The following is a 22,500-nucleotide window of genomic DNA, read 5'->3' on the forward strand; positions in this document are numbered from 1 at the left end:
CGAAAGCAAGCTGCTGAAACTTCGTCAGTCCTTGGCGAATCGAGCTCGTATCCAAGCGGTAGCCTCGTCGAAGGATTCACCAACGACAATCGAACCATGGTCGGCATTCTCGCGCACGCGCAGCACGACATTGGAACCATTGGCCTCGAACTCCTGACGAAGGAGCTCGGTCCAATGGGGTAGGATGATGCTGTCGGCGCCCCCTTGTAGTATCAGCGCTGGAGTCGAGATGGTGAGCTGACCTGGATTCTGGTCGCCGAGAGCCGTTTCGAGACCCGCCAGATCGGCGTGTTCGGCAAAATACATGTTTGGCGGTAGCCCACCGAACGAGTCCGATGCTTGGAATTGGACCAGACAGGCGGTCTCGGTCTGTGGCCACAATGACTTCGCTTGCGCCGATAGCAACGAAGGTATCTGCAATTGCGGATATGCGACGTCGACACCTCGTATGGCCATCATACCTACGGCACCAAGTACCCCCGTTGGGCTGCTGGTCGCGATGAGAGGTCGAAGCTGCTCACGAAAATGTGAAGCGGGCGCAAACGCCACCGTGCCGACGACGTCGATATCCGGTGTCCACTCTGGCGCCAGGCCCGCGGCCCACAAGGCGGCGTGCCCACCTTGCGAGTGGCCTGCAATGACGACTCGATTGCTCAGCGTGCCGTCTGCCTGCTTCGCCGCTCGCACGATGTCGAGAACGGCACGGCCCTCGGAGACCCCAATGATGTAAGGATGTGGCCCCGGCGTGCCAAGGCCTTCGTAGTCCGTGCGCAGTACCGCCCAACCATTTTGCACCCAACGATCGAGTGCTGGGACGATATACGAATCGATCGAGTGGGTAGGCGCGTCCGGGGTGTCCAAGGATGGTGCGCAGGAGGTCCCTATGCCGGACGTGCCATGGGCATACGTGATCACTGGCCATCCACTTGCCGGCGGGTTTCCGGGCGGGACGGAGAGGATGCCCGAAATGGCAATCGCCGCCCCGTGAAGATTCGTCGATCGGTAAAGCAACAATAGGTTCTTTGCGGCGTGTGGTAGCGCAGCGGTCGACGGAAAGTCGCGAATCCAGATCAGGTCTCCATGGGTGTTCCCGGTCAACGGGGACGGAGGTTGGTAAAATGCGAGCCCTGATGGTCCCCGCGTCGGTCCGGTTCGGCGATCCGCTTGGTCCGTACAACCAACCATCGAAGAGATGATCGGGAAAAGGGTCGCGCAAGCGATCGCCCGCAAGTACGTCGTCACGGCATCCCTCCTAGGAAGTCGAGTTCTCTCGGCTATTTCACGTCACGAGTTTCATCGTTCGGTCGCGCTTCAGCGAAGCGCTCGCACAGAAGCTGGATCCGTCGTCGGAGAACGCTCGTCGACGGGATGTCCGTCCCCGACAACCCTTCGACGGAGAGCATGAAAACCTCCGCGGCACTCTTGTCGCCGAGAATGGCCTGCGTGTATCTCAGACGCATACGCTCTCGTTTATCGACGCCTTCTGGATCGAAACGCTTGCATGCTTGATAGAGCTCGGGCGCCATGGGGGACCCCATCATCTCGTCCCATGGTTCAAGGTATAGAATCTCGTAGATTCGAAGCAGCTTGTCTCGCTTGCTTCCTGCTCCGGCGACGACATGTGCGGCGCGCTCGTAGCGCCCCACGAAGAGGTCCTCGAAGACGGCTTGGAGGAGCTCCTCCCTGTTCTTGAATTTCCGATAGACCAACCCGCGCGAGAGATTGGCTCGCTTGGCAATATCGTCCATCGAAGATTTGTCGAAGCCAAACTGAACGAACACCGCTCGTGCACTTGCCAGAATTTGGCGACGCCGAAGAGTGTCGCGTTCGTCCGTGTCCAAGGTCGTCATTCTGGGTTCCCTAACCGGCGCTCGGCAGATGAACCGCATCGTTGCGGCCTGCTTCTCGTTGTAAGGGAGCGAGCTCGTGCATTCTGTGGACGCGAGTGGCGCGCCTTCCGGCGATCAACCGACCAGACGACATGGTTTGGCGACGTTCGTATCTCACCGTACTCGAGTTACATTTTATACATAGTTTGTCAAAATTTATCTTTTGTCACATGCGTCACGCATTGACATTGGAGCGCTCCATTGTCACATCGAGAGCAAGGCAGCGCTGGGGCGTGACAGGGGCGCGCGGAAGGAGCGAAATATGGATTTGCAGCACACGAAGTGGACGCAGGCGCAGCTTCCGAGCATGACCGGAAGAACGGTGTTCGTGACCGGTGGTGCCAGCGGAATCGGTTTTCAGGCGTCCAAGGCTTTGGCTGCGTGTGGTGCGCGCGTGATCGTGCTTGGGCGCGATCGCATCAAGGGAGAAGCCGCGGTCGAGGCCATTCGCGAGCATTCTCCAGATGCCGTCCTGGAATTTCAGGAGATGGATCTCGGACGCCTTGCGTCGATTGCCGCCTTCGCGGAGCGCTGGCTCGCGACCGGCGACCCGGTACATCTGCTCTTGAACGTCGCCGGAGTCATGGCGGTGCCCCGTCGAGAGGCAACGGCCGACGGCTTCGAAGTGCACATGGGAACCAATTTTCTCGGACATTTTGCTCTTACAGCCCACCTCCTACCGGCCCTGCGCTCGGGCCATGCGCGCATCGTGACCGTCAGCGCGGCGGTCGGCCGCTGGAACATGGCGCGGCTCGATCCGGAGGATCTGCACGCCGAACGACAAAGTTACTCGCCCATGGGAGCCTATGCGCGCAGCAAGCTCGCCGGCATCATGTTCGCGGTCGAACTGCATCGGCGCGCAAGCGCGTGTGGCATCACCAGCGTAGCCGTGGATCCCGGTACTGCCGTCACCAATCTGCAGCGCAATGTTGCCGGTCTGAAAGGGGCCATCGGCAGAGCGCTTTCCACGACACTGGGGTACCCGTTGACGCGCGCGGCGGAGAACGTGCTCTTCGCCGCAACCATGTCGGCGCCCACGGAGTCCTCGCTCATCGGGCCATCGCCGGGGTACGTCGTCCAGCGTTGTGCATCTCCCGGTGATGTTGGCATCCCCCCGCTCGCCCGAGATGCGCGCGTTCGCGAAGCATTGTGGCGGAAGGCCGAATTGTTAACAGCCGTAACCTATTCGTTTACTCAACACTGAGGCGCGAGGAAGGCCATGCACGAGATGGTGCTGCAATACTACGACGCCGAGCGAGCCTCGGGCTTGATCGGTATGGAGGTTGGCCTTGGGTTGGCGGTGCTGGGACTGGTATTTTGGTCCCAGTGCGATAGCGCGACGCTTGGCCGAGGCATGGCGTACGGATTCGTCGTCTTCGGCGTGCTGCTGGCACTCGTCAGCGGACGGTACGCATGGATCGTGGAACGGCGAGCGCGCGACGAAAGTGTCATGTTTGCCGAGCAGTCCGAAGCGGCGGTGGCCTGGCGCGAGCTGGCCCGCGTCGAAAAGGTGCTCCGCACGAGTTATACGGTGCCACTCGCCGCATTCACGGCATTGATCGCCGTGGGCGTCGTCGTCGCGCTTCTCTCGAATCAGGCGCCGGCCCGTAAAGGCGTCGCGCTCGCATTCATGATCGTCGGTGTGCTGGGGCATACGCTCGAGGCACGCTCGCTCGAGAGAAATCAGGCCTATCTCGGGCGAGTCCGCGCGAGTGTGGCCTCGTTAGGAACGGCATTCGATTAGAATGAGTCGTCGCGCAATCAGGTCGTGTACACGAGATGACGTGACCCGGTGGCGGCCCAGCGAGGTCCCCGTGCTTCGAGCAAAGGATTCATCCCGGCGTGTAGAAAACGCCGAGAATGATCCCGAATACCACGTGCGATACGAGCGCGGAGATTGGCGTTCGGATGCCATAGTTTCTGGCAAGGAAACCGGGGGGCTCCAGTTGCCGCGCGGCGGTAGGTACTCCGATCTCACTGGCCATGCGGGGATGCATTCCGGGCATGGCTGGCATCGCCACGGTGAGCACGAAGCCTCCGTGAACGAGCCCAATGGCCGCGCCGAACCACCATGCGAAAAGGCCAGTTGCATGAAAGGCGACAACGTAGACGAGTGAAAAGATCCAGCCGTTCAGAATGTGAACGAAAATGCCAATTATCTTGGCTCTGTCACGATTCGGCGTAAAAATGCTTCCAAGCATGTAGGGAATGCTCATCCGAGTGAGCCCGAGCCCTTGGCTCCCGGACATCAGGGCCGTGAGCACGACCGTGCTCGCAAATCCCCAGACGAGCCAGCTACCCCAGTTCATCGACCGCCCCCTTTGCTGCCCGTCGCGCCTCGATGGCGAGGGCTGCGCAAATGAGCCCGACGTGCGTGAATGCTTGAGGAAAGTTGCCGAGAGCTTCGCCCGTCTCCAGGTCCATCTCCTCGGCGAACAATCCCAGATCATTGGCATAGGACAGGGTCTGCTCGAACCAAAGTTCGGCTTCCTCGAACGTCTCATCGCTGCGGGCCAGAAGCTCGGCCACCCAAAAGCTGCAAATTCCAAAGGCGCCCTCGCCCTGCGCGCGGCTTCCCTCGCCTCGAAAGAGAAGCCCTGGTCGCGCGATAAGGCATTTTCGCACTCGCTCGAACGTATCTCTCATTCTTGGGGCCCTCACGTCGGTGAAGCCGTACCAAGCAAGGAGGAGCAAACTGGCGTCCACCGCCTCGCCCCCGAGCACGTGCGTGTAGCTGTGCAATCGCGGATTCCAGGCTTTCTCTTCGATCTCTGCCCGAATGGCGCGCCGCTCGTCGTGGAACACGTTCATCGGAATACGTCGAACGTGGCCGCGACCATGGAGCTCGAGGAGTCGGTCCAGGGCCGTCCAGCATAGGAGGCGTGAGTGGGTATGATGGCTGGGGTCCTCGCGGGGTTCCCAGAGCCCGTGGTCCGGCTTGCGCCAGTTTGCGCAAACGTATTTACCGAATCGGCGCAGCATTCGTTGCGTCTCTGCGTCGAGCCGGAGGCCCCAACGGCACATCTGGGCGACGGCATCGATGACTTCACCGTACACGTCGAGCTGAATTTGCGCCGCCGCGGCATTGCCGACCCGAACTGGGCGAGAGCCGCGGAAGCCGGTCAGGTGAGTGAGCGTCTGCTCCTTTCGAGGCACCTCGCCGTATACGTCATAAAGCACGCAGAGCTCCGGCTGAGTGAGCCGGGTGCTGTGCAGAAGCCAGCTCACGAAAGCAATGGCCTCCTCGACGTATCCAAGTTCAAGGAGGGCACGAACCGTCAACGAGGCATCGCGTGGCCAACAATAGCGATAATCCCAATTCAGATCCGCCCCCCAACGCTCCGGGAATGACGTCGTTGGCGCGGCCACGATGGCGCCTGACGGTGCATGGCAGAGAAGCTTCAGGACGAGCAGACTACGCATGACGCGCTCTCGGTAGCGGCCTGAATAGGTGCATCGACTTGCCCATCGACGCCACCACATCGCCGTCCGTTCGATCCTCGCCGGGGCGGCGCCGCCAAGTGGTGGCAACACCGCAGGGGCTTCGGTGTCGAAGGTCAATGAGAAGCAACGACGCTCACCGGCGCGAAGCCCGAAGCGGCCAACGACCACGGAGTCACGAAGCTGGAGTGCTTCATCGCCGCGTAACGTGTAAAGGGCGTGTCCGTGCTCCAGCCGCATGCCCAATGTGCCGGCCGAGCGGAGCGAAAGGGTTTTGCGCGCGTAATCTGGTCGAGGTTGAAATTCGAGATCGATTTCGACTTCGCCCCGGATGCATTCGATCATGCGGAGCAGTTCGTGTTCCGGAACGAGCATTCGGCGCGTGTCGTCTTCCCCGAACACCGTCATCGAATCCGTGAGCCGAGCCTCACCGGTGGATGTCTCGAAGGTCGTCACCAGGATGTTCGAGTCGCGCTGGTAAGAGCGTCGGGTTCGGAGTGTGGCGATCGGGGTCACGCGCCAGTGGCCGCCCTTCGCCGCATCCAACGCGGCCGCAAGAAGCGAAGCGCTGTCGAACCGTGGCCAACAGAGCCAGTCGATGGCGCCTTCCCGAGAGACGAGCGCGGCGGATCGGCCGTCGCCGATGATTCCGTAGTCGTGAATCCTTGGCGAGTGCATACCACGTTGGATCGCGAGCAAACGCCACGCCGACGCGGGCCGCTGTCAGGCTGAGCGGGCGTTGCGTCGTGTTCGCCTTCGGATCGGTCCAGATTCCATATCCGGCATCGCCGATGCACTGCGTACCGGCATGATGTCGCATCATGCGTCCCTTGCGGGAAAGGTCGCGGTCGTGACTGGAGCTTCGAGTGGCGTAGGGCGCGCCCTGGCGCGTGCGTTCGGCGACCGAGGGGCCTCGGTCGCGTTGATCGCAAGAACGCGCGACGCCCTGGATGCCGCGGCCGAGGAGATCGTACGAGCGGGAGGGCGGGCGATGGTCTTTCCGTTGGACGTCTCCGACGCGCAAGCGGTGGAGAGCGCGGCCGATCGGGTCGTCGCGGAATGGGGATGCATCGATATTTGGCTGAACGACGCCATGGTGTCGGTATTCGCGCCCGTGATGGATACGCGGCCCGAGGAGTACCGTCGTGTGATGGAGGTGAACTACCTCGGATACGTCCACGGCACGCTGTCGGCGCTCAAGCACATGCGAGCGCGCAATCAGGGACTCATCGTCCAAATTGGGTCGGCCCTCGCATATCGCTCGATTCCGCTTCAAAGTGCCTATTGCGCCTCCAAAGCTGCCATTCGCGGATTCACGGATTCGCTCCGCTCGGAACTCGTTCACGACGGGAGTCGAATTCGCATCGTCATGCTGCAATTGCCGGCGGTGAATACACCGCAGTTCCAGGTAGTGCGCAATCGGCTGCCGAAACATCCGCAACCGGTGCCGCCCATCTATCAGCCCGAGGTGATCGCCGAGGCCGCGCTCTATGCGGTCGAGCACCCGGCTCGCGAGCTGTGGATCGGCTGGAGCACGCTGAAGGCCATCGTGGGCCAGCGCCTATTCCCCGGTCTATTGGATCGATACCTCGCGAGGCGCGCTTATGACGCGCAGCAGACCGACGCCTTGCGGCACGCGCACGCCGACAACGTCGATGTGCCCGTGCCCGGCGATCGCGGCGCCCACGGCGAATTCGACCGCTGGTCTCGCCGCGGCAGCACGGAATTATGGCTGCGGATGCATCGTCACGCGTTCGCGGCGGCGCTGTTTGCCATGTTCATCGCCGTCGGCATCGCCGCGGCCGTACCGCAGGATAGCCCAGCCAGCGATCCATATGGAATCACCTTTCCATGAGTTCTCCGCGGTCATCGCTCAGGGCGTCTTGGCGAAGGTGCCAACGAGCTCCCCACGCCCGAGGACGTGCCCGTCGACGGCCTTGGTGAATTCGGCGAACGTCAGAGGCGCGGTCGTTACGATGCGCGTGTCGAGCGCGTAAATCCGAAACATGTACCGGTGCCGCCCGCTCGGCGGGCATGGGCCTGCATAGCCCATTCGTCCAAAGTCGTTCATCCCTTGCAGGGCGAGGTCGGTGGATTCACGCACGCCGCCCGGTAGTGTGCGCAGCGACGGTGCCATGTTGAATGCGATCCAGTGAACGAATGGATGTCGATCGGGCCCGCTGGTCGCGTCCTGATCGATGACGATGAGCGCAAGGCTCTTCGCGTCCGACGGCGCATCGGTCCACGTCAGGGGCGGCGATAGGTCATTTCCCTGACAGGTACACTGCGACGGGATCGCGGCACCATTTCCAAAGCTCGAAGAAGACAACTTGATGGGAGCGGCCGACGCTGCGGTCAAAGCAAGGCCGGCAAAAAGGACCAGCCATCTCATGATGGACCTCCTTTCCTTCCAGCATTCAAAAAGAGCATCTCGTGTGCCGGCTGGGCGACCAAAGCGTATTCTCGACCGTGGCGCGGAGCGATTTCGCACCGGCGTAGCCGTTTGCGACATCATGCGAGCTCACGGCCGGTCGAGCACGATGCGACCGAAATCTGCAGAGGCGAGATACCTCAGCCACAATCTTCGTCACGTCGCGATGGATCGTCCGCAGTTCGGCGAGTGTCGTGGGCCTCCCATTGGATTCCCCTTCGGGTATAGTCGCGCCGTTCTTCTTGAATCAAATACGACGGGAGAAAAGCATGAATCGTCGTTGCACCCTTCTGTGTGGATTGGGGATTGTCGCGCTTATCGCGGGAAGTGGGAATTGCGCGAGTCCCGGCGATGCGCCGTCCATGAGCACGGAGAGCGCTCTCGGTTTCCCCAACGATGGCGAGTGGCCGGCGTACGGGCGTGATCCAGGCGGCGCGCGGCACTCCCCGCTCACGCAGATCGATCGCGACAACGTCTCGCGCTTGCAGAATGTGTGGACATTCCATACCGGCGATATTTCCGACGGGCGGAATCATCCGACCCCGAGCAACTTCGAGGCGACACCGCTTTACCTTTTCGGCACACTCTATCTGAGCACCGGCTTCGATCGCGTGATCGCACTCGATCCGGATACGGGCGCTCAGCGCTGGGCATTCGATCCAAAAATCAATCTCGACGTCAGGCGGCCGGGCGGGCTCACCTCGCGCGGCGTGGCCGCCTGGGAAGACATTTGGGCGCCCGCGCATGCCCCTTGCCGGCGGCGCATCTTTCTGGCCACCCTCGATGCGCGGTTGATCGCGCTCGATGCGCTCACCGGGAAGCTTTGCACCGATTTTGCGGACGGCGGCACGGCGAGCGTCAAAGGCGGGCTCGACGATCTGGAGGCAGGGCATTTCGGTATGACGTCGCCGCCGGCCGTGGTCAATGGTGTGGTGATCGTCGGCTCGAGCGTGGTCGACGGCGTGGGCGTCGCCGTTCCCAAAGGATTGGTGCACGCGTTCGATGCGCGCACCGGTGCGGCGAAGTGGACGTGGGATCCCATCCCGCGGCGCCCGTCCGATCCGGGCTATGACGCATGGTCCCCGAAAGACGCCGCTCGCACCCGGGCTGCCAATGTGTGGACGGTCATCGCGGTGGATGCCAAACGCGATTTGGTCTTTTTGCCGACGAGCTCCCCGGCGCCGGATTATTACGGCGGTTTGCGCAAGGGCCCGGGCCCTCATGCCGATTCCATCGTGGCCCTGCGCGCCTCCACGGGCAAGTTCGTTTGGGCATATCAACTCGTTCATCACAATCTATGGGATTACGATATTGCGGCGCCACCCGCCTTGACCGTCGTACGGCATCACGGCAGGAAGGTGCCTGCCATTGCGGCGGCCGGCAAAACGGGATTTCTCTTCGTCCTCGACCGTGAAACCGGGGTGCCGCTTTTCCCGGTCGAGGAACGTCCGGTGCCCGCCAGCGATCTTCCGGGCGAAGAAGCCTATGCCACGCAGCCGTTTCCGATCGCGACGCCCAATTTGGTGGGCGATACGACGATTCCGCCGGCAAGCGCCTTTGGCCTCACGCCGGGGGACGTGGCCGCGTGCGCTCGGCTCATCGCGGAGGCTCGTTCCGAAGGCATCTTCACCCCCGTGAGCCGTCGCGGATCGATTCAGTTTCCGGGGCCGGTGGGTGGCGTCAATTGGGGCGGTATGGCCATCGACGAAGCGCGCGGACTCCTGATTACTGCCGTCAATCGCCTGCCCGATCTCGTGCGCGCCATTCCGCGCGACGAGGCGTACGTGCCATTTCCCGGTGAAGCCTTCTACGAGCAGACGGGGACTCCTTATCGCGTCGGCCGGCGCGTGCCGGTCGGGCCCGAACTGGGATTGCCGTGCACGCAGCCGCCGTTTGGCAAGTTGGTCGCCGTGGACCTCGGCACCGGCAGAATTCGATGGGAGGTCCCCGTTGGCCGGCTCCCGGGAACGGAGCAGATACCAGGCGCCGAACGATGGGGTTCGGCAACCCTGGGGGGTCCCATCGTCACCGACGGCGGCCTTGCCTTCATCGCGGGCACGATGGATGACGCCATTCGGGCTTTCGATATCGATACCGGAAAAGAGCTATGGAAGGCACCGCTTCCTGCAGGCGGGCAGGCTACTCCGATGACGTATCGTTCACCGCACGGAAAGCAATTCGTGATCATCGCCGCGGGCGGAAGCACGTTTCTCGGGCGGCCGCCCAGCGACGCACTGGTTGCATTCGCATTGCCCGACTGATCGCGAAACGTGCGTCGTCCCTTCGCCGCGCGTGTTGTGCGATGTACCTCACCACGACCGCAGTGGATTGTGGGATATCGTAGTTGCTTATCGGCAACGCGGCATCGCATGTCCTCATCGATCGGGTGGGGAGGTCGCGATGAAGCGAGTCATGAAAGCCGCGCTCGGCATGTCGTTGGGCCTCTTGGGCGGAATCTCGGCGTGCTCATCGCGTGCGCGCGTGGATCTGACCATCGAGGCGGCGGGGCCCGTGATGGCGCCCGGCGAAACCGGTGCGATCACGCTGCGCGTGGGCAATCGAGGTCACGATGCCGCCCATGGTGCGGAAGTCACCATGGTGACGCCGTTCTTCGTCAACTTCGCGCGACCGGTGCCGCCGGATTGCGAGCTGCGGTACCAGAATTTCGATCCGTATCTTCCGGAGGTGCTGGTCTGCCAGCTCTATGAGACCATCGCGCCTGGCGCGCAGCGGACGCTATCCGTACCCGTGGACTTGGCGCCGGGCGGAGCTAGGGGACGAAGCAGCGGCAGCGTGCTGGTGCTGCCCGCGTCGGGATCGCGGGACAAGGAAATGGCGCTGTCGGACAACCAGACGCAAGCTTCCGTCGTTCGGCTGCACCGTGCGGGCGAGGCTCCGCCGAGCGGTAACGACGTGGGGATCTACCTCGCCGGGGACGAGGTGCCCATCAGCGTGGGGAGCCACACCGCGACCACACTGACCATTGGCAACGCGGGGCCAAACGCCACGAGTGCGCCGACTCGCGTGATTTACCGCACGCCCTTCTTTACGAATATCGATCACGAGACGCCGTTGCCCGTGGGCTGCGAAATGCGATTGACGGATGACGCGCCCAATATCCCCGAAATCGTGGAGTGCGGTATCCCCGCGAAGCTGAAGGCGGGCGAAGAGCAGCGACTTCGAATTCCGCTGACGTTGGTTCCGGACGGCCCAACGGGTCGACAGCTCGGATGGGGGCTCGCGGCTCCCGGAGCGTCATCCGATGTCGATGGGTTCACCGAGGACAACATGGTTGGCATTGGAATGCTCATGTTGACGGGCCCCTATGCGAGTGCACTCGGTCCGGATACGGAGGGCACCACGCTGGCGGGGCCGCCCGTGCGCTGGAGCGGCGAGCCGCCGACGGTACCCTCGCGCGGGGTCGATCTGGTGGTGAGCTCGGACAACCTGGTGGTGACCCCCGGAACGAAGGCCACCGCCGCCGTTCGCGTGGTCAACCGCGGCAATGTCGCAACGCAATCGCCCGCGCGCTTGGTCGTCGTGTCGCCCTTTTATGCCAACATCGATCGCGCCGCACTTCCCGCCGGCTGCGCGGTCGTGGTGAGCAATCCGCTGCCGAACATTCCGGAGGTCGCCGAGTGCAGCATTCCGGCCGGCCTCGGCCCGGGCGAAGAACGCACCGTCGAACTGCCTCTCGACGTGTTATCCGGTGGTCCCACGGGCCTCGGCGTCGGGACGATGTTCGTCGGTACCGGTCCGAGCGGCGTCGAGCTTTTCGTACTCGACAACACGTCGCGCTTTTCCGTCCAGCGTTCCGCCGTCGAGGGCAGGTCGCTCGATGCGAGGGTCGATCTCTGGGTGAGCAATGACCAGCCGGTCCTCGGGCCGAACCAGCCGCGGAGCGTGACCTTGCGGTATGGCAACATCGGCCGGCTTTCCACGAAGGCGCCGAGTCAATTGGTCTATGTGACTCCGTTCTACGTCAATGTCGATCGTGCGATGGCGTTGCCCGCGGGCTGCCGCGTGCAGGCGGATCATCCGGATCCATTGATTCCCGAAACGGTCATCTGCACGATTCCGGCGGGGCTCGGGCCGGGCGAGGAGCGCCCGCTCACACTTCCCCTCGCGTGGGTGCCGGGCGGTTCGGCGGGCCAACTCGTTGGCAAGGTGAGCTTCGTGCCCGGTGCCGGCGACCTGGAGATCCACGAGGACGACAACTTGCACGACGCGAAGGTGATCGTCGTCGGAAAGTGATGGGTGGACTTCACCATTACATGGCGCGAAATAAATGAGCGTACAATCGGCTGACCGGAATTTTCTCCGGGCGCCCGCGCAGGGTCAACTGCAGCTTGCCTGCATCGTCACGTTGTGCCGAATCGATGGCATCCGTGCGCACGACCAGCGCGCGGTGCACCTGGCAGAACACGTTTGGGTCCAATTGCGGTAACAATTGTTTGAGCGGCGTACGAATGAGATATTCGTGTGTGGCGGTCAGCACGCGAACGTATTTGTCGGCGGCTTCGAAATACTGCACCTCGTCCATCGGCACCATGTGCACGATGCTGCCGCCTGCATCGCTGGCAGCAATCCGTTTGAGCGGGGCAATGGGAGGCGTTGTGACGTCTGCGGCGCTCAGCACGTGTCGCCATTGCGACAAGGCTCGTTCGAAGGCGTCGGCATCCGGGGCCCACCCTCCCGCGTTGGGCCGATACGTGGGCGCGCGGCGATGGATGGCGGGCGCCATGAAAAGGTAATTGTCGAACAACGCCTGGCGCGTGCCACCGGCCACGCGGATGGCGAAGCCGCCGCCCGCCGAAAAGCCCACCAGCGTTTTCGGACCTGCTGGTTGCACGGCGTGCATGAAGTCCTCCATATCATCGTCGAGCTGGCCGATGTAAGCGATGTCGCCACGCGGGCCCGAGTCACCGTGGCCGCGCATGTCGAACGCATCGACGGCGAATCCGGCCTGCGCAAAGCACTGTGCGAAGGGGTGCATGCTTCGACTGCTGGCCGAAGAGCCATGCACCAGCACCACGCTCTGGAGACGCTTCTCGAACTGCAAGAGGTGGATGGATCGTGGGCAGGCTGGTTTTACAAATTCGGGTCTACCGGTACCCTCAGCGGAAATCGCGGCCTGACGACCGCGCTTGCCATCAAAGCCATCAAGCCGGCACGGCTCAACGCTCGAGCTTGTCGACACCGCCGTTGTGGCCACTGATCTGATCCCGCGTCGGGTCATATTCCACTTCACGAAGGGGATATAAACCGATCGCCCGGTCCGGATGTGCCAGATGTGGCAGAGGTCGCACTGCTCAAAGGTAGATGCTTCGTTCGCATCCAACGGTAGGCTTTCCTACAGAGGAGCCATTAGATACTCGGCGCATGGGGGCGAATTTTGGCGAGCCAAAGGCAACCGGAGCGACAGGTGTGAGCGGGGTAGGCTACGCCTTTGGCGAGTTTCGCTTTTCGCCCGAGGCGCGCAACTTGTCTTTGTGGGGCGAGTCGCTGCATCTCGGCTCACGGGCACTGGGCATCCTTCGCGTCTTGGTAGAACGCGCGGGGAGCGTCGTCACGGTCGATGAACTACTGACGCTGGTCTGGCCCGATACGACCGTCGAGGAGACGAATCTCCGCGTCCAGATTGCTGCCCTGCGCAAGGTGTTCGCCCGTGGTGAGCAAGGGCGGGGCGCTATCGAAACAGTGCCGCGCGGCTATCGGTTCACGCTTCCCGTATCGCGGTGGGCGGACGATTCGAGTGAAGCTGAATCGCCCGCCGAGCACACCGACAACCTGCCGGCGGTGCTCGCCACCACGGTAGGTCGCGCGGAAACGATTGCTCGCCTCGCGCGCTTGCTGACAGAGCAACGCCTGGTCACCATCTGCGGACCTGGTGGAGTGGGCAAGACCACCGTGGCCATCGAGGTGGCGCGGCATTGCCTGCCGCGCTTTGCCGATGGCATCTGCTTCGTGGATTTCTCATCCATCGCCGATCCTGGCCTCGTCACCAGCGCGATAGCCTCCGCGCTCGGGGTCGCCGTGCATTCGAACGAGCCCATGGCGGGTGTATTTTCCTATTTGCATAAGAAGCGGATGCTGCTTCTGCTCGACACATGCGAGCACGTGGTCGACGCGGTCGCGAGTTCGGTGGAATTGTTGCTTTCGCAACTTTCCCATCTTCGTATTCTCGCGACCAGCCGCGAAGTTCTACGTGCGACGGGAGAATGGGCTTATCGCCTTCCCTCATTGTCCCATCCTACGCATCCGGACGGGTTGACCGCGGCCGATGCGCTCTCGTATTCCGCGGTGGATCTCTTCGTTCAATGTGCGCGGGCAACCTGCGATCAATTCGAGTTGCAGGATGCCAACGCCGCCGTGGTCGCGGCGATCTGCCATCGCCTGGATGGCATGCCGCTGGCCATCGAGTTTGCCGCCGCGCGCGTGGGGGAACTTGCCCTTCGCGAGATTTCCGCACGGCTCGACGACCGGTTCAACACGCTCACGCGAGGCCGCCGAACGGCGCTGCCGCGGCACAAAACGCTGGCGGCCACATTGGAGTGGAGTTACCAGCTCCTGCCGCGCGAGGAGCAAGCCATGCTGCGGCAGCTCTCGGTTTTTCGGGGTAGATTCACCGCCGATGCGGCGCTTGCCGTCGCCGGTACACGATGGGCGCGCTCGACGGCATTAACCTATCTGTCGAATCTTTTTTCCAAATCATTGCTCACCGTCGACGTCGGCGGGGAAGCGCCGCTTTATCGATTGTTGGATACGACCCGCGCCTTTGCGGCCGAACAGCGGACCGCGGAGGAGTGGCACGAGGCCTCACTCCGTCACGCGACGCATATGCTCGCATCGCTCAAGGAGTTCGACATCGATTACGAGTCCGGCGACGATCGCGATTGGACCGAGCACCATCGCACGTTGATCGATGATCTGCGCGGTGCAATCGCGTGGGCCCTGTCCGAGTCCGGGAGTCGCGATTTGGGCCTCCAACTCATAGGTAACGCCCTCCAGATCTGTTACGCGCTATCCCTTTTCGACGAATGTGCACGTCGGCTGAAAGGCGTGCTCGAGGCCACGCCCGAAACCCCTGTCACGGATCCGCTCGCGTTGGGGCGTGTCTGGCAAATGTACGGGCACGCGATGTGGCAGACGGCGGAGCCTATCCAAACAGTGATTGGCGCCTTTCGAACCACCCTTGAGTTGGCCCGGAATGCAGGCTCCATCGAGCAGCAACGGCAGGCGCTCTTTAGCCTGCATCTGGCTTTTGCTCAGAATGGCGATTACGCGCAGTGCTTGTCCGTCGCGAAGGAATACGCATCCATCGCAAAGACGTTCTCTTCGTTCGGGGTCGCGCTCAGGCACCAGAGAATGATGGCCGTGGCGCTTCACGGCACGGGAGAGCAGGAGGGAGCGCGAGCCTACGTAGCGCAAATGTTGACCGATGAGGCAGATCCCGCGGGCAAGGGCCGCCCGCGCGGCATTCGAGTGAGCACGTGCGTGGCCATTCGCCCGACGCTTGCGCGCATTCTCTGGCTGCAAGGTTATCCAGAACAGGCATGGGAATGCGCTTGCAATGGTGTCGAGCGTGCGCGCGCCATCGACCAGCCTCTCCAGGTGGCATGGGCGATCGCTTTCGGTGTGGTTCCCGTTGCGTGTTGGATGGGCAAAATCGCGGAGGCGAAAGAATTCGCGGATTTACTTCTCGCAACCTCGTTGGAGCACTCTCTCATCCTCAACTATCGCTTCGGGCAGGCCTACCAAGCCGTTTTGGACGGTACGTTCGATGCGGGCGGGGAACCACCGGGCGGCCCATACCTCGCGGATCTCGTTGCAACGATGGATGAAGGGGCGGCTACGGAGGCTGCCCTCATGCGCGGCGAACACGGTTCCGAAACATGGTGCACGGCGGAGATGCTTCGGATTCGGGCCGCGCGACTCCTCGCTCAAGGCGATGCTGACGATGATGCGGAGGCTCTTCTCCAGCGATCGCTGGATGTCGCGCGGCGCCAAAAGGCGTTGGCCTGGGAGCTCCGAACGGCCACGACGCTCGCGGAGCTTTGGCAACGTCGAAGCCGACGCACCGACGCGCTGGAGGTGCTCTCCCCAGTGTACGAGCGGTTCACCGAGGGCTTCGACACGCGGGATATGGTGCGCGCCGCGGCAATCCTGAAGTTGAATTGATATGTGGCGATAGCGACGATGTGCCGCGATGCCCCACAAGAATGAGGCAAAACGGCACTTTGCGGTTCCATGCTTACTTTCCCGCGACGTAAGGTTGCGCCATCGATCGATTCCCTCGTTCGCGCGACCGCACGGGAGGAGCTCGGCAATAGCCCTCACAGGGATGCATCGATATGAAGAACATGAGAATCGAAGTGCCTCCGGCATTCCGCCTTTCACGGCGGGGCCTGTTGGGAGGTTTGGGCTCGATGCTGGCGCTCTTTCCAGCATGCGGTGACGGAAATGGTGATGGCCAAGGGACGAATGCGACCACCGATCCGAAGGGCGACGGCGGTGCAATGGTTGGCGATGCCGCCGTCCCGCGCAGCTTCCGCCATCCGGGCCTCTTGCACACGGAGGAGGATTTCGCGCGGATGCGCGCCAAGATCGCCGCCGGGGCCCAGCCTTGGGTCGATGGATACGGCGCCCTCACGCGCAGTGGTCGCGCGCAGCTCGGAAGCGTTCCGCACCCGCTCCAGACCGTGGACCGCGGCGGCTCCGGCGAGAATTTTCGTACGATGGTCGAAGACCTGGAGCGCGCCTACCAATTTGCCCTGCGCTGGAAAGTATCCGGCGATACCGCGTATGCCGATTTGGCGGTGCAGTTCCTCGATGCGTGGTCGTCGACCATGACGACGCTCACGGGTAGCGCGGATCGCTTCATCGCCGCGGGGTTGTACGGCTACCAATGGGCCAATGCCGCGGAAATCATGCGCACCTACCCGGCGTGGCCCGCCGCGAGCGTGGCGAGGGTGCAAAAGCTGCTCCTCGAAGTCTTCTATCCTCTTTGCCACGATTTTTTGCTCGAGCACAACGGCGCTGTCATTACCAACTACTGGGCCTCGTGGGACCTTCTTACGTTATGCGGAATTCTGGCCATCGGCGCCTTTTGCGACCGAGTGGACATTTACAACGAGGCCATCGACTACTTCCAAAACGGACGCGGCAATGGTGCCATCGCCCACGCGGTCTACATGATCCATCCGGGCTACCTCGGCCAGTGGCAGGAGAGCGGGCGCGATCAAGGGCATTCCACCCTGGGCATCAGTTGCCTGGCATCGCTCTGCGAGATGGCCTGGAACCAGGGGGATGATTTGTACGGGTACGACAACAACCGCTTTCTTGCCGGCGCCCAGTACGTGGCGAAATCCAACTTGAAAGATGCGACCGGCAAGAGCTATGAATTGCCATTTTCAACGTACGTCAACAACCAGGGCACGATGACCGCCGTGTCCACGGCCGGTATGCCGAATCTGCGGCCTTGCTGGGAGTCGATTTACAACCATTACGTGAATCGCAAGGGCCTTGCCGCGCCGTGGGTCAGTGCGATTGCCGCGCAAATTCGGCCAGAGGGCGGCACGTGGAATGGCGACGATCCGAGCTTTGGAACGTTGACCCATTCGCTCGATCCCATCGCGGAAGGTCGTGCACCGAGCGGGCTGACCGGCCGCGTCGTGGGTGGGAAGGTGCTCCTTTCGTGGTGGGGGAGTGCACACGCTACGGGTTACCAAGTGAAACGCAGTGCATCCGCGGGTGGTCCCTTCGAGAGCCTCGCCCGCGTCGATGAACCATGTACCTACACGGATGCGCCGGGCCATGGAGTCTGGCACTACAGCGTGGCGGCGATGGGCGCTGGCGGCGAGAGCCTCGCTTCCAACGTGGTGCGCATCGCACTTCCCACGGAGGCGCGGCTGCAGCTCCAAGATGGCGCTCTGAAGGGAGGGGCAAGTTGGGGCGATGGTGGTGTGCTGCTGCTCGATGGCGCCAGCGGCCATCTCGAGCTGCCGCAGGGCGGGCTTTCCGAGTTGGGCGACTTCACCATTGCGCTTTGGGTCTACTGGAACAAGGCTACCGCCAACACGCGCGTGTTCGACTTCGGGTCCAGCGACATCGCCTACATGGCCCTGCTCCCGCGCGATGCTTCGGGGATATTGCGCTTTGCCATGACTGGCACGACCTATTACGGCGAGCAGAGCATCCGTGCGAAGAGCGCGCTGCCGACGACCGCCTGGGTGCATCTGGCGGTAACGCTCTCCGGCACCGCCGGCACGTTGTACGTGAATGGGGCCGTTGCCGGAACCAACGACGCCATCGCCCTGGCGCCATTTCAACTTGGGAGAACCACGCGAAATTGGCTGGGTCGCTCGCAATACGCGAGCGACCCGTACTTCGATGGCCGCATGCGCGATCTGCGCATCATCAGCGGAGCCCTTGGCCCGTCCGAGATCGCTGCGTTGGCCAAATGAACTTCATCGAGCGAGACTCAGTACTTCAATCCGAAGCCATACGGAAACAGCGGATCATACCCCGGATCGTCCTTGTGGCTCGGAAGCTGCGAAATGGACTTGGGCCACGTGATCGGAAGCTTGCCCACGAAGTTGCGCCGGCCGAAAAGGACGTCGGCCACGCCCTGGCCTTCGGTACCCGGTAGCCAGGCGGCGACCAATGCATTCATCGTGTTCACGCGATCGGTCAAGATCAGCGGGCGGCCCGAGACCACGACCACGACGCACTTGGTGGCGCCGCACACGTTGTCGATGGCGGCCTGGTCTTCCGCCCTGAGTGGAAGATCCGCGCGGTCGCCCGGGCCTTCCGCGTATGGCGTCTCTCCCACCACCACGATACCCACGTCGTAGCCGCTCGACTGCTCCGCCGTCGGCGTCTTCACGTAGTCGACGGTGCTGCGCTTGCCGGCGGTCTGACGGATGCCCTCGAGGATCGTCGTACCCATCGTGTGGTGGCCGCTCATGCCCTGCCAGGTGATCGTCCAGCCGCCCGCTTGATTGCCCAGATCGTCGGCGTTGGTGCCGGCCACCAGGATGCGTGTGCCATGCGATGCGAGGGGCAGTACCCGGCCCTCGTTCTTCAGGAGCACGAGCGACTCTTGCACGGCCTTGCGCGCGAGTGCGCGATGCGCCTTGCTGCCGAAGCTATCCGCATAGCGGTCGCTCGAGTACGGATGCTCGAACAGCCCGAAGCGGAATTTCTCCCGCAGAATGCGCGACACCGCATCGTCGATGCGGCTCTGCGCCACATTGCCGGCTTGCACCTCCGCCTTCAACGTGGTGATGAACGGCTTGTAATCGAACGGCACCATCACCATATCGATGCCCGCATTGATGCTCGTGCGAACCTGGTACGGATAATCACCGGGGATCTGCTCGATGGCATGCCAGTCGGACACGATGAACCCCTTGAAGCCGAGCTCCTTCTTCAACACGTCCGTCAGCAGGTACTTCTGCGCATGCATCTTGGTGCCATTCCAACTCGAGAAGGACGCCATCACCGTGGAGACGCCGCGCGCCACCGCCGCCTTGAACGGAGGCAGATGCCGCGCGCGTAGCTCGGCCTCGCTCACCTGCGTGTCGCCTTGGTCGATGAGGTAATTTTCCGTCGTGCTGGTGCCGAACTTCGTTCCGCCGTCACCCACGTAGTGCTTCGCCGCCGCGAGAATGCTGCCGGGCCTTCCGGGCAACCCTTGATACCCATCGATGATCGCCGAGAGCGACGTGGCAATCTCCGGCTCCTCACCGAAGCTTTCGTACGAACGACCCCAGCGCTCGTCCTGCACCACGCACAAACATGGGCTGAAGGTCCAATGCACGCCCGTCGCCGAGACTTCCTCTGCCGTGGCGCGCCCGATCCACCGTACGAGGTTTGCATTGCGACTCGCACCCAGTCCCAAATTGTGCGGGAAAACGGTCGCGCCATACACATTGCCGTGGCCATGCACGGCGTCGGCACCATAGAGCAGCGGAATCCCAAGGCGCGACGACAGGGCGAGCTTCTGAAATTCGTCGACCATCTTTCGCCAGGCCTCGGGTGTATTGCCTTCGGGGGTGCTACCGCCGCCCGAAAGAATGCTGCCGATGCCATAATCGCGAATGTCGGTCGTGGGATTGGTGGCGTTGAACGATGTCCGTTCGGCCTGGGTCATTTGCCCAATCTTTTCGTCGAGTGTCATCCGAGCCAGCAAATCCCGAACCCGCGCATCGAGTTTTGCTTCCAGCGAGGCCGCATCTTCTGCCCCGATGAACGCCGATGTCGATTCTTCCGCCGTGTCTTCTCGCTCCGCATCGCGCGGACCCGATTCCGAGCTACACGAAACGAGAGAAGAGAGGGTGGCCGCGGCCATCACGAGGCCACGCGGCAAACGTGCGAGATGTCTCATGAGCAACTCCGTGGGTTGTTGACGATTGCGAGCGCAACTCAACCCATGGACGAAATGCCAGCTCTACGCGTAAATAGCATTTCGTTCATGGTCCTATGCCTTCGAAAATTTCCGTCGAATAGCTGTTGATGCATTGCGACATTTTGGTCCTGCCGCAATGATAGTATAAGGCAAATTGCCAATCGGTGAGCAGTCGAAATGATTCGAAACTGCGTTCCCGAAATCGTCGAATGCGTTCGACGCGTCACGAAATGTTCTAAGCGCATCACAGGGGCTCCTGCTCGCTCCAAACGAACCAAATGGCGCACTGAATGCGATTATCGACGATGGGTTTGGAAAATGGTTGAGATTGTCGGCCTCGCGCTTGGTCCACGATAAGGTGGTGTTTTCGATTTTACGAATCGCCATGTAAATCGATTAATTTGTTATGTGGATTTCATTTCTCGTTGACTTGCTGGCGTCCAGCAACATAAAGAGCGTCTCCGATGGTCTGAATCTCCAGACCGGGGGAGGGCAATGACCGATGAGATGAAGCGTAGCGGCTTCGGATGACGCGCGGACCGCGCCGCGATCACGAATGCCGTGAATGAATCGTCGCGTTCTTACCGGTTTTCATCGAATCTCATTTATCTCTGGCGGAGGTCCATCATGCGCTCCAAGAGAACCACTCGACTGTTCGTACCGATTGTCGGTGTACTTGCTATCGGATGCAGCCTCGGTCCGGTTGCTTGCAGCAGCCAATCCGAGGAAACGGCGGACAAAGCCGCGGCCACCGTGGCGGTGCCCGTCACCGTCGACACCCCGGCAGCCGCCGCCGCGGTATTCCGGGTCAATCCACAGGGCCGAATCACTAAAAATGGTCAGGTATTCCCGATGCGTTGTGGATCCTGGTTCGGACTGGAAGGCCGGCACGAGCCATCCAACGATCCAACGAACCCCAGCGGCGCTCCGATGGAGTTGTACGTAGGAAACACCTTCTGGGCCAACGGAGGATCGGGGACCGGCCGCACGATCCAGCAGACGATGGCGGAGATCGTCGCCATGGGTATCAACGTGGTTCGGCTCCCGGTCGTTCCGCAAACGCTCCGCGCCGACGACCCGCAGGGCCGCGCCCCGTACTTGAAGAACCACTCATCCGTCCGTGTGGCCAACGCACGGCTGGCGCTGGAGCAGTTCATCAAGCTCGCGGATCAGAACAACATCGAAGTCATCCTCGATGTGCACTCCTGCTCCAATTACGTCGGCTGGAGGAAGGGACGCCTGGATGCCCGCCCGCCGTACAGCGATCGCAATCGAGACAATTACGATTTCAAACGAGAAAACTACTCCTGCTCCGCAACGGGCAACCCCAGCTCGGTGACCACGATTCACGCCTACAATCGAACGATGTGGCTGAACGATCTCCGCACGTTGGCTGGGCTCGGTCAGCAACTGGGTGTGGACAACATCATCGGCATCGACATCTTCAACGAGCCCTGGGATTACACGTGGCAGGAGTGGAAAACGCTCACGGAAGCTGCGTATACGACGATCAACGCCGTCAATCCCAATACGTTGCTGTTCGTTCAGGGCATTTCGGCGACGGCCGGAAATCAGGATGGTACGCCGAGCACCGTCGTCCAGGTGCCGCACGGGGATCCGGCCTCCAACCCGAACTGGGGCGAAAACCTGTTCGAGGCGCGCAACAATCCGATCGGTATCCCGAAGGAGCGGTTGGTGTATTCACCGCATACCTACGGTCCCTCGGTATTCGTGCAGAAGATGTTCATGGATCCCGCCCAGCCGCAATGTGCGGGGCTGGAGGGCGATGCGGCCGGAGACGCGAAGTGCAAGATCGTCATCAACCCATCGCTGCTTCGTGCGGGTTGGGAAGAACACTTCGGTTACCTGAAAAATCAAGGCTACGCGGTGGTCGTCGGCGAGTTTGGCGGCAATATGGATTGGCCCCTTGGCCAAGCCAGCATCCGCGATCGCAACCGCTGGAAGCACATCACTCCCGGCGTCGATGGCGCCTGGCAGAACGCCTTCGTCGACTACCTGGTCTCGAAGGGCATCGAAGGTTGTTATTGGTCCATCAACCCCGAATCGGGCGACACCGCCGGTTGGTATGGCCACGCGTACGATCCCATCAACAACACGGCGGGTTGGGGTGAGTGGCGGCCCTTCGATTCCCGAAAGACCACGCTGTTGAATCGGCTCTGGGGCAGGTAGGGCCGTAACTGCCAAGTATCTCTCCTGCGTCACTGCCATTGAATTTCCGATGGAGGTCCATCATGTACCATCTCGACACGACTCGATTGTTCGTCTTCCTCGTTGGTGCACTTGCTCTCGGACCGGCTTGCAGCAGT

General features: G+C 62.1%; 15 protein-coding genes. 8 read left to right on the top strand and 7 right to left on the bottom strand.

Annotation, left to right across the window (positions count from 1 at the left end):
* Window positions 1-24 precede the first annotated feature (24 nt).
* Window positions 25-1,185: an alpha/beta fold hydrolase gene (locus LZC95_04525; protein ID WXB00298.1), complete on the bottom strand. Its 1,161-nt coding sequence runs from the start codon at window positions 1,183-1,185 to the stop codon at window positions 25-27.
* Between the two features lie 89 nt (window positions 1,186-1,274).
* Window positions 1,275-1,850 carry a TetR/AcrR family transcriptional regulator gene (locus tag LZC95_04530; GenBank protein WXA96104.1) on the bottom strand — a complete coding sequence of 192 codons (576 nt, stop codon included), beginning with the start codon at window positions 1,848-1,850 and terminating at the stop codon, window positions 1,275-1,277.
* Window positions 1,851-2,151: 301 nt separating this feature from the next.
* On the opposite strand from LZC95_04530, the gene LZC95_04535 reads away from it, so the two are divergent.
* Both LZC95_04535 and LZC95_04540 read left to right on the top strand, forming a co-directional pair.
* Window positions 2,152-3,093, top strand: coding sequence for an SDR family oxidoreductase (locus tag LZC95_04535; GenBank protein WXA96105.1), 942 nt, complete (start codon window positions 2,152-2,154; stop codon window positions 3,091-3,093).
* Window positions 3,094-3,108: 15 nt separating this feature from the next.
* Window positions 3,109-3,633 (top strand): hypothetical protein, encoded by a 525-nt coding sequence (locus tag LZC95_04540; protein WXA96106.1) that lies wholly within the window; start codon window positions 3,109-3,111, stop codon window positions 3,631-3,633.
* Between the two features lie 88 nt (window positions 3,634-3,721).
* Here LZC95_04540 and LZC95_04545 read toward each other — a convergent pair whose 3' ends face one another.
* Entirely contained in the window at window positions 3,722-4,105 is a 384-nt protein-coding gene (locus LZC95_04545) for a hypothetical protein (protein ID WXA96107.1), read from the bottom strand.
* Window positions 4,106-4,184: 79 nt separating this feature from the next.
* On the bottom strand, window positions 4,185-6,008 hold the full coding sequence (locus tag LZC95_04550; GenBank protein ID WXA96108.1) for a glycoside hydrolase family 15 protein: 1,824 nt from the start codon (window positions 6,006-6,008) through the stop codon (window positions 4,185-4,187).
* A gap of 130 nt (window positions 6,009-6,138) precedes the next feature.
* On the opposite strand from LZC95_04550, the gene LZC95_04555 reads away from it, so the two are divergent.
* Complete coding sequence (locus LZC95_04555; GenBank protein WXA96109.1) at window positions 6,139-7,185, top strand: SDR family oxidoreductase; 1,047 nt, start codon at window positions 6,139-6,141, stop codon at window positions 7,183-7,185.
* Window positions 7,186-7,203: 18 nt separating this feature from the next.
* Here LZC95_04555 and LZC95_04560 read toward each other — a convergent pair whose 3' ends face one another.
* The gene (locus LZC95_04560) at window positions 7,204-7,722 is read right to left on the bottom strand and encodes a YbhB/YbcL family Raf kinase inhibitor-like protein (GenBank protein ID WXA96110.1); all 519 of its coding nucleotides are present in this window, start codon (window positions 7,720-7,722) and stop codon (window positions 7,204-7,206) included.
* 401 nt (window positions 7,723-8,123) lie between these two features.
* On the opposite strand from LZC95_04560, the gene LZC95_04565 reads away from it, so the two are divergent.
* A complete protein-coding gene (locus LZC95_04565; protein WXA96111.1) occupies window positions 8,124-10,022 on the top strand; it encodes a pyrroloquinoline quinone-dependent dehydrogenase in 1,899 nt (632 codons plus the stop codon).
* A 139-nt stretch (window positions 10,023-10,161) separates the two neighbouring features.
* Window positions 10,162-12,015 carry a hypothetical protein gene (locus tag LZC95_04570; protein ID WXA96112.1) on the top strand — a complete coding sequence of 618 codons (1,854 nt, stop codon included), beginning with the start codon at window positions 10,162-10,164 and terminating at the stop codon, window positions 12,013-12,015.
* Window positions 12,016-12,031: 16 nt separating this feature from the next.
* Here the strand turns inward: LZC95_04570 and LZC95_04575 are convergent, their stop codons facing one another.
* Window positions 12,032-13,102, bottom strand: a complete 1,071-nt coding sequence (locus LZC95_04575) for an alpha/beta fold hydrolase (protein WXA96113.1) — start codon at window positions 13,100-13,102, stop codon at window positions 12,032-12,034.
* Window positions 13,103-13,143: 41 nt separating this feature from the next.
* Here LZC95_04575 and LZC95_04580 point away from each other — a divergent pair, with 41 nt between their 5' ends.
* Together LZC95_04580 and LZC95_04585 are read left to right on the top strand one after the other, a co-directional pair.
* Complete coding sequence (locus LZC95_04580; GenBank protein ID WXA96114.1) at window positions 13,144-15,942, top strand: helix-turn-helix transcriptional regulator; 2,799 nt, start codon at window positions 13,144-13,146, stop codon at window positions 15,940-15,942.
* 182 nt (window positions 15,943-16,124) lie between these two features.
* Window positions 16,125-18,227 carry an alginate lyase family protein gene (locus tag LZC95_04585; protein ID WXA96115.1) on the top strand — a complete coding sequence of 701 codons (2,103 nt, stop codon included), beginning with the start codon at window positions 16,125-16,127 and terminating at the stop codon, window positions 18,225-18,227.
* 17 nt (window positions 18,228-18,244) lie between these two features.
* Here LZC95_04585 and LZC95_04590 read toward each other — a convergent pair whose 3' ends face one another.
* The gene (locus tag LZC95_04590) at window positions 18,245-20,152 is read right to left on the bottom strand and encodes a glycoside hydrolase family 3 C-terminal domain-containing protein (protein ID WXA96116.1); all 1,908 of its coding nucleotides are present in this window, start codon (window positions 20,150-20,152) and stop codon (window positions 18,245-18,247) included.
* A gap of 648 nt (window positions 20,153-20,800) precedes the next feature.
* Here LZC95_04590 and LZC95_04595 point away from each other — a divergent pair.
* Window positions 20,801-22,363 (top strand): glycoside hydrolase family 5 protein, encoded by a 1,563-nt coding sequence (locus LZC95_04595; protein WXA96117.1) that lies wholly within the window; start codon window positions 20,801-20,803, stop codon window positions 22,361-22,363.
* Window positions 22,364-22,500 lie beyond the last annotated feature (137 nt).

This window comes from Sorangiineae bacterium MSr12523 (genome assembly GCA_037157775.1).
In the GTDB taxonomy this organism is placed as follows: domain Bacteria; phylum Myxococcota_A; class Polyangia; order Polyangiales; family Polyangiaceae; genus Pendulispora; species Pendulispora brunnea.

Coding starts and splice junctions, on each gene's coding strand:
- LZC95_04590 (WXA96116.1), bottom strand. CDS start 20,152: ATGAGACATCTCGCACGTTTGCCGCGTGGCCTCGTGATGGCCGCGGCC.
- LZC95_04535 (WXA96105.1), top strand. CDS start 2,152: ATGGATTTGCAGCACACGAAGTGGACGCAGGCGCAGCTTCCGAGCATG.
- LZC95_04570 (WXA96112.1), top strand. CDS start 10,162: ATGAAGCGAGTCATGAAAGCCGCGCTCGGCATGTCGTTGGGCCTCTTG.
- LZC95_04550 (WXA96108.1), bottom strand. CDS start 6,008: ATGCACTCGCCAAGGATTCACGACTACGGAATCATCGGCGACGGCCGA.
- LZC95_04525 (WXB00298.1), bottom strand. CDS start 1,185: ATGGTTGGTTGTACGGACCAAGCGGATCGCCGAACCGGACCGACGCGG.
- LZC95_04565 (WXA96111.1), top strand. CDS start 8,124: ATGAGCACGGAGAGCGCTCTCGGTTTCCCCAACGATGGCGAGTGGCCG.
- LZC95_04580 (WXA96114.1), top strand. CDS start 13,144: ATGGGGGCGAATTTTGGCGAGCCAAAGGCAACCGGAGCGACAGGTGTG.
- LZC95_04595 (WXA96117.1), top strand. CDS start 20,801: ATGCGCTCCAAGAGAACCACTCGACTGTTCGTACCGATTGTCGGTGTA.
- LZC95_04585 (WXA96115.1), top strand. CDS start 16,125: ATGAGAATCGAAGTGCCTCCGGCATTCCGCCTTTCACGGCGGGGCCTG.
- LZC95_04540 (WXA96106.1), top strand. CDS start 3,109: ATGCACGAGATGGTGCTGCAATACTACGACGCCGAGCGAGCCTCGGGC.
- LZC95_04545 (WXA96107.1), bottom strand. CDS start 4,105: ATGAGCATTCCCTACATGCTTGGAAGCATTTTTACGCCGAATCGTGAC.
- LZC95_04530 (WXA96104.1), bottom strand. CDS start 1,850: ATGACGACCTTGGACACGGACGAACGCGACACTCTTCGGCGTCGCCAA.
- LZC95_04560 (WXA96110.1), bottom strand. CDS start 7,722: ATGAGATGGCTGGTCCTTTTTGCCGGCCTTGCTTTGACCGCAGCGTCG.
- LZC95_04555 (WXA96109.1), top strand. CDS start 6,139: ATGATGTCGCATCATGCGTCCCTTGCGGGAAAGGTCGCGGTCGTGACT.